Origin of the sequence: Brevundimonas sp. (genome assembly GCF_036405315.1) — a bacterium.
Classification (GTDB): domain Bacteria; phylum Pseudomonadota; class Alphaproteobacteria; order Caulobacterales; family Caulobacteraceae; genus Brevundimonas.
This window is the reverse complement of the sequence record NZ_DASWXW010000174.1, coordinates 1-10,781: the sequence shown is the minus strand read 5'-3', so window position 1 is coordinate 10,781 and position 10,781 is coordinate 1. Positions and strand designations below refer to the sequence as shown.

The 10,781-nt window shown below is 69.4% G+C and carries 11 protein-coding genes and 1 tRNA gene; 8 read left to right on the top strand and 4 right to left on the bottom strand.

The window, feature by feature from the left end; all coding sequences use genetic code 11:
* Positions 1 to 150 precede the first annotated feature (150 nt).
* The 4 genes from VGE49_RS10890 to VGE49_RS10875 all read right to left on the bottom strand — a co-directional run bounded on the left by VGE49_RS10890 (position 151) and on the right by VGE49_RS10875 (position 4,063).
* Complete coding sequence (locus VGE49_RS10890; RefSeq protein WP_331034574.1) at positions 151 to 912, bottom strand: peptidoglycan recognition protein family protein; 762 nt, start codon at positions 910 to 912, stop codon at positions 151 to 153.
* Between the two features lie 9 nt (positions 913 to 921).
* Positions 922 to 1,245: a hypothetical protein gene (locus VGE49_RS10885; RefSeq protein ID WP_331034573.1), complete on the bottom strand. Its 324-nt coding sequence runs from the start codon at positions 1,243 to 1,245 to the stop codon at positions 922 to 924.
* 123 nt (positions 1,246 to 1,368) lie between these two features.
* A complete protein-coding gene (sppA, locus tag VGE49_RS10880; RefSeq protein WP_331034572.1) occupies positions 1,369 to 3,156 on the bottom strand; it encodes a signal peptide peptidase SppA in 1,788 nt (595 codons plus the stop codon).
* A 151-nt stretch (positions 3,157 to 3,307) separates the two neighbouring features.
* Entirely contained in the window at positions 3,308 to 4,063 is a 756-nt protein-coding gene (locus VGE49_RS10875) for an SIMPL domain-containing protein (RefSeq protein ID WP_331034571.1), read from the bottom strand.
* 185 nt (positions 4,064 to 4,248) lie between these two features.
* Between VGE49_RS10875 and VGE49_RS10870 the strand changes: the two genes are divergently transcribed.
* The 8 genes from VGE49_RS10870 to VGE49_RS10835 form a co-directional block, all read left to right on the top strand.
* A tRNA-Ile gene (locus VGE49_RS10870) sits at positions 4,249 to 4,324 on the top strand.
* 108 nt (positions 4,325 to 4,432) lie between these two features.
* Complete coding sequence (locus VGE49_RS10865; RefSeq protein WP_331034570.1) at positions 4,433 to 4,780, top strand: TM2 domain-containing protein; 348 nt, start codon at positions 4,433 to 4,435, stop codon at positions 4,778 to 4,780.
* 135 nt (positions 4,781 to 4,915) lie between these two features.
* The gene (locus VGE49_RS10860; RefSeq protein ID WP_331034569.1) at positions 4,916 to 5,410 is read left to right on the top strand and encodes a GAF domain-containing protein; all 495 of its coding nucleotides are present in this window, start codon (positions 4,916 to 4,918) and stop codon (positions 5,408 to 5,410) included.
* On the top strand, positions 5,407 to 6,303 hold the full coding sequence (locus tag VGE49_RS10855; RefSeq protein ID WP_331034575.1) for an ROK family protein: 897 nt from the start codon (positions 5,407 to 5,409) through the stop codon (positions 6,301 to 6,303). Before VGE49_RS10860 ends, VGE49_RS10855 begins: the two co-directional genes overlap by 4 nt.
* 63 nt (positions 6,304 to 6,366) lie before the next feature.
* Positions 6,367 to 7,044, top strand: coding sequence for an SDR family NAD(P)-dependent oxidoreductase (locus tag VGE49_RS10850; protein WP_331034568.1), 678 nt, complete (start codon positions 6,367 to 6,369; stop codon positions 7,042 to 7,044).
* Entirely contained in the window at positions 7,044 to 7,862 is an 819-nt protein-coding gene (locus VGE49_RS10845) for an HpcH/HpaI aldolase/citrate lyase family protein (RefSeq protein WP_331034567.1), read from the top strand. Before VGE49_RS10850 ends, VGE49_RS10845 begins: the two co-directional genes overlap by 1 nt.
* A 71-nt stretch (positions 7,863 to 7,933) precedes the next feature.
* Positions 7,934 to 9,997, top strand: coding sequence for a capsular polysaccharide biosynthesis protein (locus VGE49_RS10840; RefSeq protein WP_331034566.1), 2,064 nt, complete (start codon positions 7,934 to 7,936; stop codon positions 9,995 to 9,997).
* Positions 9,998 to 10,113: 116 nt separating this feature from the next.
* Positions 10,114 to 10,781 (top strand): beta-ketoacyl-ACP synthase III (locus VGE49_RS10835; RefSeq protein ID WP_331034565.1); only part of this gene is annotated, 668 nt, incomplete at its 3' end.

Sequence of the window (10,781 nt, the reverse complement as noted above, 5' to 3'; positions counted from 1 at the left end):
TTCTGTGGCGCTATCCCTCGGGTCGCCCCGGGCGGGAGTTACCCGCCGCCTCTTCACCGTGGAGCCCGGACTTTCCTCGACAAGAGCAAGCTCTCGCCGCGACCGCCCGGCCGTCTGGCGGGGGCTAAGTGCGCGCGAACGGCCCGCGCGTCAATCCAGAACGCCGGTGACGCTCTCGACCGAAGCCAACTGGAGCAGGCCGACCAGGCGGGCGCGGGTCTCGCCGTCGGCGATCCCGTCGATGCGGTCGGGCCGCCAGTGGCGCTGGAAGGCCTCGACCGTCAGGCGCGTTTCGCCGTCGTAGTCGCCGCCCGGCTTCAGCCCGTAGCCCAGCCGATGCAGGCCCGAGCGCAGGACGATGACGCCCAGACCCTCGTCGCCCGGCGACAGGTCGGCGCCCAGGGCGGCGACGCGTTCGGGGGCGGGATCGAACCACAGGCCGTGCCCGGCCTCGGCCAGACGCTTCCACGGGAAGAGTTCGCCCGGATCCTGCTTGCGCTCCGGCGCCGTGTCGGAATGGCCGATGATGCGGGCGTCGGGAATGGTCCAGCGCGAGCGGATGTCGGCGACCAGCTCGATCACCGCGGCGATCTGCGTCTCCGGAAAGGCGCGGTAGCCGAACTCATGGCCCGGATTGACGATTTCTATGCCGATGGAGGCGGCGTTGACGTCGGTCTCGCCCTGCCAGGCGCCGCGACCGGCGTGCCAGGCGCGGCGTTCTTCCGGCACCAGACGCAGGATCACGCCGTTCTCATTCACCACATAGTGGGCCGAGACCTCGGCGGCGGGATCGCGCAGACGCGCGACCGCTTCGTCCGCCGTCTGCATGCCGGTGTAGTGCAGCACCAACATGTCCGGCGGGCCGCGCCGGGCGTTGAAATTGGGCGACGGGGCGTCGATGAAGCTGAGCATGGCGCCCGATCAGCGCCCTTCGCGTTCCCAGCCGTAGGCGACCCAGGTGTCGCCGACCTTCTGGGCGTCGATCACGCCCTCGTCACGACGGGCCGTGGCGGCGCGAGCGCGGCGGGCGCGGAAGGCGAAGCCGGCGAAGAAGACCACCACGCCGGCGATCAGGGCGATCACCGCCACGGCGGCGGCGGTCAGGACGGCCAGGACCGCGCCCACGGTCACGGCGATGGCCGTGGCCACCAGTCCGCCGAGCCAGACGAAGGGCGCCAGCAGACCGCCGCCGGTGCGGCGTCGGGCGTTGAAGCCGATCTGAACAAAGGGGTCGGACTGGATCATGGAACTGCCTTTCACGGCGCACCGATGAAGGAACGCCTGAAACCCAATGTCGGTCCATCGACCTGAACGGTCAATGGACTGCGACATCACGCATCAGTCAGGGTCTTTTCGCGGCTGGGGCCCTCAAAAAGCCGACTGGTCAGCCAGGACCAGCGCGCCGCGGCTGCGCAGACGTTCAGCCTCGACGCGGTTGAGCATGGCCTGAGCCGCCGGATCGCCCATGACGCGGCCGACCGAGATCATGGCGTCCGCCGCCTGGCCCGACGCTCCGAAGGCCGAGGCCAGGGCTTCCCACGGCGATTGCGGGGTCGGGAAACGTTTGAATCGCACCGACTCGCTGTTGGGGATGTCAGCCAGCTTGCGGGCCTTGATGATGGCTTCGTTCAGGCCGCCCAACTCATCGACCAGACCCAGTTCCTTGGCCTGAGCCCCGGTCCAGACCCGGCCCTTGGCGATTTCGCGCACCCGCTCGACCGGCAGTTTGCGGCCCTTGGCGACCCGGGCGACGAACTCTTCGTAGACGCGGTCCATCGAGGCGGCGAAGGCGGCGCGCTGGCCCTGATCAAAGCCCTGCGTCGAGGAGAAGGCGTCGGCGTAGTCGCCGCCGACCGACAGGCCGCGCATGTCGAGACCGAAACGGCCCAGGGCGTCGGCCAGCACGAACTTGCCGCCGAAGACGCCGATCGAGCCGGTCAGGGTCGAGGGCTGCGCCACGATCCAGTCGGCTTCCGAACTGATCCAGTAGCCGCCCGAGGCCGCATAGGCGCCCATGGAGACCACCACCGGCTTGCCCGCCGCCTTGGCCGCGCGCACGGCGGCCAGGATCTGTTCCGAGGCCTCGGGCGAACCGCCCGGCGAGGAGACGCGGAAGACGATGGCCTTCACCGCCTCGTCCTCGATGGCGTCATAGATGGCCTTGGCCGTGTCGTCCGAACGGATGTCCGAGCCGGAACCGAAGGGCGAGGCGTCCGCGCCGCGCCCCGTCATGATCGCGCCCTCGCCGCCGACGATGGCGATAGCCGACTTGCCCGAGCCGGTGCGCGCGCCCTGCATCGAGGCGTAGTCGCCGAAGCTGATGATCTTGGCGTCCTTGCCGGCCTTGGCCTTGGCGGCGGCTTCGGCCTCCTCGACCTGGCCGATCTTGTCGACCAGCTTCAGCGACAGGGCCTGCTCGGCCGAATAGGGACCGGCTTCGATGGTCGCCTTCAGCGCATCAAGCGTGACCTTGCGGTCGCGCGCGACATTGGCCAGGGCGCTGTCGTAGATGGAGGTCATCCAGGCGACCATCGCCTCGCGGTGCGGGGCGGTGAAGTCGCTCTGCGTGTATTCGTTGACGGCGTTCTTGTACTCGTAACGCTGCTCGAACTCGGGCTGGACGCCGTATTTCTGGAAGGCGCGGCCCAGGAAGAGGTTGTCGGTGGACAGGCCCGTGGCCTGGAAGCTGGCCGTGTTCTGCATCCACAGCTGGTCGGCGCTGGCCGCGACCATGTAGCTGGAGACCACTGCGCCGATCGGCATGAATCCCTGGCTGTGGGCGATGACCGTCTTGCCCGAGGCGCGGAAGCGGTTGATCGCCTGACGCACTTCGTCGGCGGCGGCGGGCGTCATGCCCGTCTCGGGCGCGCGGATCAGCAGGACCTTGACGTTGTCATCCCTCTCGGCCTGGGCCAGGGTGTCGACGATGTGCACCACCGACAGACCCGAGCCGCCGAAGGCGGCGAAGGGATTGGTCGGCTGCTGGTCGGTCAGACCCTCGCGCAGGTCCAGCTCCAGCACAGCGTGAGCCGGCGTGGTCGGCTTGGACGCGCCGGCCGCCGCCGCGAAGAACAGCAAGGCCGCGATCGGCAGGACGATGAAGAAGGCCACGAGCCCGGCGAAGACGCCCAGCATGGTCAGGAAGAACTGTTTCATGGAACTCAGGCGGCCGTCCGGTCAGTGGCCACGCGCGGCCTGCCGCGAGCATAGGGCGCGAGCGGCGTGCGTCAAATGAAGGGGCGGTAATGAATACGGAAAGGGCCCGCCGGCGCCGGCGGGCCCTCCCCCTCATGGTCCAATCTGCCAATCAGCGGCCGATGTCGTAGGTCCCGCTGATGTCGATGCGGACCGTCAGTTCGCCCGCCGACACCGGGGTCGAGGCGCCGCCTGCGTCCATGGCCATGGCGCGGGCGTACATGGGACGCGGCGGCTCGGGCATGAAGCCGCCGCCCTCGGTCAGCGAGCGGACGCCGCCCAACTGGACGCCCAGGGCCTGGGCGTAGAGCCGCGCCTTGTCCTGCAGGGCGCGCACGGCCAGCTGGCGCGCTTGATCCTCGGCCGCCTTGGGGTCCTTCAGGCCGAAGGAAATCCCGTCGATCTGATTGACCCCGGCCGTCACCACGGCGTCGGCGGTCGTGCCGACCTTCGACAGGTCGTTGATGACCACGGTGACGCGATTCTGGGCCTGATAGCCGCGCAGCTTGGGCGGCTGATTCTGCTGATAGTCGTACTGCGCCGACAGGTTCAGGCCCGAGGTCTGGATGTCGCGCTCATTGATGCCGGCGCGGCGCAGGGCGGCGACCACGCGGGTCATCTGCTGGGCGTTCTGGGCCATGGCCTCCTGAGCCGTGGCGGCCTCGGTGACGACGCCGAAGTTGATGGTCGCCTGGTCGGGGGCGACCTTGACCTCGCCATAGGCGGACAGGTTGAGGGCGGGTTGTTGCGCCATGGCGTGCACCTGCATCGGGGAAGAACCGCCGGGTTGCGACTGGGCCATGGCGGCCGGCGCCGCCATAGTCATCAGGGCCGTGCCCAGCATCAGGGCGCGTGCGGTGCGGGTCATCATAGTCTCCGTGAAGTCCATCAGCCGGACGTGTTCGCCAGCCAAGACTTACCTTGGCCGTTTCAAGCTGAACGAACGCAAAAGCCCCCGGTGCAGGTTCCGTTCATCGACGTGAAAAGCGCGACAGGTCCGGGGCGTCTTTGCAGCGGACGCATCCCCTGCTAGGCACGACCTCCCTGCTTCGGGGGCCTGTAGCTCAATGGTTAGAGCCGACCGCTCATAACGGTCTGGTTGGGGGTTCGAGTCCCTCCAGGCCTACCACCGCCGGACCCGCGCGCTTCCCGGTTGGCCGCCGCGCCTCTCTCGACAGGTCACAAAAGCAAAGCTAGACCTGCGCCATCTCGGCGCATCCGAGTTTCGGGGGAATTCATGACTGACACTACCGCCAGCGCCGAAGGCGGCGCTTCCATCGTCGGCGGCCAGAAATACTGCTCTGGCTGCGCCACGGTCCTGCACAAGGACGCCGCCCAGTGCCCGAAATGCGGCGCGCCGCAGGCTGGCGCCGCCGCCGCAGGCTCCAAGAGCAAGATCGCCGCCGTGCTGTTCGCCCTGCTGCTGGGCGGCCTTGGCGCGCACAAATTCTACCTCGGCCGTCCGGTCTGGGGCGTGCTCTACATCCTGTTCTGCTGGACCTTCATTCCGTCCGTGGTCTCCCTGATCGAAGGCATCGTCTACGCCACCATGAGCGACGCAGCCTTCACCAGGAAATACGGCTGACGCCGACTTCGTCAGTCTGCTGAAACGGCGGCCTCGAACGGGGCCGCCGTTTTCTTTTGGCCGCTGCGTGACGCGCGCGACCCTATCGCCCGCCGGCGTTTCGCCTATATGGCGGTCTCCTGAAGGAGAGCCGCCATGTCCTATGTCGCCCGCGACGACCGCCCCGCCGACAAGGCCGAACGCTACGCCGAGGTCGAGGCCGAGATCCTAGCCGTGCTCGACGGCGAGCCGAACCGGACGGCGCGCATGGCGACGGTCGCCTCGATGCTGGCCGACGCCTTCCCCATCTTCTTCTGGACCGGCTTCTACGTCGTGGACGAGATGAAGCCCGAGGAACTGGTGGTCGGCCCCTATCAAGGCACGCTGGGCTGCCTGCGCATTCCCTTCGGGCGCGGCGTCTGCGGCGCGGCGGCCAGGACGCGCCAGACCCAGGTGGTCGAGGACGTCCACGCCTTCCCCGGCCACATCGCCTGCGACAGCCGCTCGGCCAGCGAGATCGTGGTCCCGGTGCTGAACGGCGCCGGCGACCTGATCGCCGTGCTGGACGTCGACGCAACCGAGAAGGCCGCCTTCGACGCCGTGGACGCCGAGGCGCTGGAAGGACTGATGGCCAAGGTCTTTTCCGCCTGATGCGGATCGGGGTCGACTTCGGCGGCACCAAGATCGAGGCGGCGGCGCTGGATGACGCCGGCGCCTTCGCCGCGCGAATCCGCGAACCCAATCCTGGAAGCTACGACGCCGCCCTGGCCCTGGTCGCCGACCTGATCGCGCGGGTCGAGGCCGAGGCGGGACCGACGCGCTCGGTCGGCCTAGCCATTCCCGGCTCGCCCTCGCCGCGCACCGGCCTGATCCGCAACGCCAACTCGACCTATCTGAACGGCCGCCGTTTCGGCGAGGACCTGGAGGCCGCGCTGGGCCGCCCGACGCGGCTGGCCAACGACGCCAACTGCCTGGCTCTGTCGGAAGCCGTGGACGGAGCGGGCGCGGGCGCGCGCAGCGTCTTCGGCGTCATTCTCGGCACCGGCTGCGGCGGCGGGCTGGTCATTGATGGAAAGCTGGTCGAGGGGGCGCACGGCGTGGCCGCCGAGATCGGCCATATCTCCCTGCCCTGGCCCTCGGTCGACGAAGCGCCTGGCCCCGCCTGCTGGTGCGGCCTGAACGGCTGCCTGGAGACCTGGGTGTCCGGCTCGGGCTTCCAGCGCGATCATGAGGCGATGACGGGGCGGGCGTGGAAGGCGCAGGCCATTGTCGAAGCGGCACGCAAGGGCGACGCGGGCGCAGCGTCGGCTTTGGACCGCTACATCGACCGGCTGGGCCGAGCCCTGGCCATGATCGTCAACCTGGTCGATCCTGAGGTCTTCGTGCTGGGCGGCGGCATGTCGAACGTCGGCGAACTGTATGACCGCCTGCCCGAGATCGTGGGACGCCACGCCTTCTCCGACCACTGGGACGGGCGGATCATCGCGGCCCGTTGGGGCGATTCCTCGGGCGTGCGCGGCGCCGCGCGGCTCTGGAGCGCCTGATCCCCAATTGATCCCGCCGCCCGCGCCGCTATGGTCCGCGCCGAACCATCAGGGAGCGGGACAATGGGCGAACGGGTCGTGGCGATCACCGGCGGACACGGCGTGTTGGGCAAGGCCGTGGTCGAGGCCGCGCTGGCGCAGGGACTGAAGGTCGCCGTCATCGACCACGCCAGCGGCCATGCCGTGCCCGAGGGCGTGCTGGAGGTCGGCGGCGTCGACCTGACCGACCCCGCTCAGGCGACCAAGGCGGTCGAGGCGGTCGTCGCGCATTTCGGTCGTCTGGACGTCCTGCTGAACATCGCCGGCGGCTTCGTCTGGCAGGGGGTCGAGGGCGGCGACGACGAATGGGGCCGCATGTTCGCCCTGAACCTGACCACCGCCCTGAACGCCAGCCGCGCCGCCCTGCCCCATCTGAAGGCCTCGTCCGAGGGACGGATCGTCAACATCGGCGCCAATGGCGCGCTGAAGGCGGCGCACGGCATGGGCGCCTATGCCGCGTCCAAGTCGGCGGTGCATCGCCTGACCGAAGCCCTGGCCGAGGAGTTGAAATCAACCTCGGTGACGGTCAACGCCGTCCTGCCCTCCATCATCGACACGCCGGCCAACCGGGCAGACATGCCCGATGCCGATCCGAAGAAATGGGTCGCGCCCGCCGATCTGGCCGCCGCCATCCTGTTCCTGGCCTCGCCCCAGGCGCGCGCCATCACCGGCGCCCTGATCCCCGTCACGGGCCGGGTCTGATGCGGACGCGCAGCGTCCTCTACCTGCCGGCCTCCAACGCCCGCGCGGTCGAAAAGGCGCGGTCCCTGGCCTGCGACGTGGCCGTGCTGGATCTGGAGGACGCGGTCGCGCCCGAAATGAAGGCTGAAGCCCGCGCGGCGGCGGTCGCGGCGGCGCATGAGGGCGGCTTCGGCCCGCGACTGGGCGTGCGGATCAACGGGCTGGACACGGCCTGGGGCGCCGAGGACCTGGCGGCCCTGCGCGATGCGCCGGTCGACCTAATCGTCGCGCCCAAGGTCGAGAGCGCAGCCACGGTCCTCGCCCTGTCAGACGGGCTTCGCCCCGGCGCCGACCTGTGGGCCATGATCGAGACGCCGCGCGCCCTGGTCGACCTCAAGGCCATCGCCGAAGCGGACGGGGCGCTCAGCGGCCTGATGCTGGGCGTCAACGATCTGGCAAAGGCGCTGAAGACCGGCGCCTCGGCGGACCGCGAGCCGCTGAAGCCCTGGCTGGCGGCGGTCGTGGCCCATGCCCGGGCCAAGGGCCTGACGGTCATCGACGGGGTGTTCAACCGCATCAAGGACCAGGCAGGGTTTGTGGCCGAGTGCACGCAGGGGCGGCTGTACGGCTTCGATGGCAAGAGCCTGATTCACCCTTCGCAGATCGAAGGGGCCAATGCGGCGTTCGGGGCCTCGGCTGAAGAGGTCGAATGGGCGCGCAAGGTGGTCGCCGCCTTCGCCGCGCCTGAGGCTGCGGGGCTTGGGGTGATCCGCGTCGAGGGGGAGATGGTCGAGCGACTGCATCTGGAACAGGCGCAGGATATACTGGCGGACCTCTAAGCCCTTCTCCCCCCTGAGGGAGAAGGAAGCACGGGGTGGCGCCAAAGCTCCACAAACCCTAGACAAACCCGATGACCGCACCGCTTCCGCCCTCGTCCAAAACCCGCGCCTGGGCGTGCGCGCCGGGGGTGCTGAAGCTTCCCTTCCTGTCCGCCTTCCTGCCCGACTATGCACCGTCCGCCCTGCCTGGCGCGCAGACCGAGGCCGTTCTCGGCTGGGGCATGAAGCCGACGGCGGCGGCGGGGCGGCGCTGGGCGGAAAAGCACGGCAAACCCTATGTCGCCCTGGAGGACGGCTTCCTGCGCTCGGTCGGGATCGGCGAAAGCGGAGCGACCAGCCTCAGCCTGATCGTCGACGACCTCGGCGTCTATTACGACGCGACCCGGACCAGTCGGCTGGAGCAACTGATCCAGACCGCCCCCGACTGGTGCGACGCGGCGATGCGGGTCCGCGCGCGCGGCCTGATCGAGCGCATTGTCGCCTCGGGCGTGTCCAAAACCAACATGGGCGGGCCGCTGGATGCCGCCCTGCTGAAGCCCGGCCGCCGGATGCTGATCGTGGACCAGACCTTCGGGGACGCCTCCATCGGCTATGGGCTGGCGACCGAAGCCAGCTTCTCCAACATGCTGGCGACGGCGCGGCGCGACGAGCCGGGCGCCCAGTTGATCGTCAAGCGCCACCCGGCCGTGGCGGCGGGGCGCAAGTCGGGCTGCATTCCGGCGGATCAACTGGACGGCGTCACCCTGATCGACAGCGACGTGCGGCCCGCCGACCTGCTGGCGGCGGTGGATGCAGTCTATGTCGTGACCTCGGCCCTGGGGTTCGAGGCCCTGTTGCGCGGCCTGCCGGTGCGCTGCTTCGGCGCCCCCTTCTATTCGGGCTGGGGCCTGACGACAGATGCGGTTTCGACCGGGCGGCGCGGCGTGGCGCGCGACCTGGAGCAGATCACGGCGGCTGCCCTGATCGCCTACACCCGCTATGTCGATCCGGTGACGGGCCAGCGGTGCGAGGCGGAAGCTGCGCTCGAACGTCTGATCGCCCTGCGCGACCGGGCCGACCGCCTGGCGGGCGACTGGGCCGCCGTCGGCTTCGCCCCGGCCAAGCGACCGCCGGTGCGCCGCCTGCTGAACTCGCCCAAGGGCCGGGTGCGCTATTTCTGGCGGTCATCCGCCGCCGTCGCCCATGCGCGGGCGACGGGCGGCAAGCTGATCTGGTGGGCCGGCAAGGAGACGTCGCAGATCCGCGCCGCCGCCGACGCCTTTGAAGGGCCGGTCGTACGGATGGAGGACGGCTTCATCCGTTCGCGCGGGCTTGGGTCCGACTTCTTCGGCGCCCTGTCCGTCGCGCTCGACGATCAGGGCGTCTACTACGACCCCACCCGGCCCAGCCGTCTGGAGAGCCTGATCGAGGCGGGCGAGCCGTCGCCGGATCAGGCGGCGCGGGCCGAGGCCCTTCGCGCCCGCGTGGTCGAGGCGGGCCTGTCGAAATACAATCTGAAGGGGGCGGGGGTCCCCGCAAGCTGGCCCAAGGACAGGCCCATCCTGCTGGTCGTGGGTCAGGTCGAGAACGACCGCTCGATCATGATGGGCTGCGGCCCGGACCTGCGCACCAATTCGGGGCTGGTGAAGGCGGCGCGGGCGGATCATCCCGACGCCTTCCTGATCTACCGCAACCACCCGGACGTGACGGCCGGCAACCGGCCCGGCCTGCTGGACCATGCGGCGATGGAGGAGGTCGACGCCTCAGCCGACGACCTGGACATCATCGACTGCCTGAACGCCTGCGACCGGCTGGCGACGCTGACCTCGCTGACGGGGTTCGAGGCCCTGATGCGCGGCAAGGCCGTCAGCGTCTATGGCCGGCCCTTCTACGCGGGCTGGGGCCTGACCGACGACCGACTGACGTTCCAGCGACGCACCCGCCGCGCCAGCCTGCAATCTGTCATCCACGCCGCCCTGATCGGCTATCCGGTCTATGTCACGCCCGAGGGCTGGCCGTGCGAGGCCGAGGACCTGGTCGAGGCCCTGATCGCCGCGCGGGATCATCCCTTGCCCGCCCCCCCGCGCGGGCGCATCAACAGATGGTGGAGAGGCATAAAAGCCAGTCTCGACCGGAGCCTTCCACCGGCCTATTGAGGGGGTTCGTTATCGCTACGGACCTGTCCGGCCGCGAGGCGCCCGAACTTCGCCGCAAGGGTCGTCTTCCCTCATGCAGCGAGGCGCCGCGCGCCGAGCGTTAGGGAACCAAAAAGTTGCAAAAAGCCGTCATCTCCGCCACCGGCCTGTTCACGCCGGAGCAGTCGATCTCGAACGCCGAACTGGTCGCCGCCTACAACGCCTGGGCGGAAGGCTGGAACGCCGAGAACGCCGAGGCCATCGCCGCGGGCGAGCTGGAGTTGAAGACGCCGTCCTCGGAAGCCTTCATCGAGAAGGCCTCGGGCATCAAGGCGCGCTTCGTCATGGACAAGGCGGGCATCATCGACCCCGAGCGCATGCTGCCCCATCTGCCCGCGCGCGGCGACGACGAACTGTCGATCCTGGCCGAGATGGCCGTGAAGGCCGCCCAGGACGCCATCAAGGCCTGGGGCAAGCCGGCCAGCGAGATCGGCGCCGTCATCTGCGCCGCGTCGAACATGCAGCGCCCCTACCCCGCCATGGCCATCGAGGTGCAGCAGGCGCTGGGCATCGAGGGCTTCGCCTTCGACATGAACGTGGCCTGTTCCTCCGCCACATTCGGCATCAAGACGGCGGCGGACTTCGTGGCCTCGGGCTCGGTCAAGGCCGTGCTGATGGTCAACCCCGAGATCTGCTCGGCCCACCTGAACTTCAAGGATCGCGACAGCCACTTCATCTTCGGCGACGTGGCCACCGCCGTCATCGTCGAGGCCGAGGATCAGGCCGGACCGGGCGGCTGGGACAT

What these genes read in the sequence shown, in the direction of transcription:
- VGE49_RS10860 (WP_331034569.1), top strand. Translation starts at nt 4,916, where the DNA reads ATGTCCTATGTCGCCCGCGACGACCGCCCCGCCGACAAGGCCGAACGC.
- VGE49_RS10885 (WP_331034573.1), bottom strand. Translation starts at nt 1,245, where the DNA reads ATGATCCAGTCCGACCCCTTTGTTCAGATCGGCTTCAACGCCCGACGC.
- VGE49_RS10840 (WP_331034566.1), top strand. Translation starts at nt 7,934, where the DNA reads ATGACCGCACCGCTTCCGCCCTCGTCCAAAACCCGCGCCTGGGCGTGC.
- VGE49_RS10875 (WP_331034571.1), bottom strand. Translation starts at nt 4,063, where the DNA reads ATGACCCGCACCGCACGCGCCCTGATGCTGGGCACGGCCCTGATGACT.
- sppA (WP_331034572.1), bottom strand. Translation starts at nt 3,156, where the DNA reads ATGAAACAGTTCTTCCTGACCATGCTGGGCGTCTTCGCCGGGCTCGTG.
- VGE49_RS10890 (WP_331034574.1), bottom strand. Translation starts at nt 912, where the DNA reads ATGCTCAGCTTCATCGACGCCCCGTCGCCCAATTTCAACGCCCGGCGC.
- VGE49_RS10865 (WP_331034570.1), top strand. Translation starts at nt 4,433, where the DNA reads ATGACTGACACTACCGCCAGCGCCGAAGGCGGCGCTTCCATCGTCGGC.
- VGE49_RS10845 (WP_331034567.1), top strand. Translation starts at nt 7,044, where the DNA reads ATGCGGACGCGCAGCGTCCTCTACCTGCCGGCCTCCAACGCCCGCGCG.
- VGE49_RS10850 (WP_331034568.1), top strand. Translation starts at nt 6,367, where the DNA reads ATGGGCGAACGGGTCGTGGCGATCACCGGCGGACACGGCGTGTTGGGC.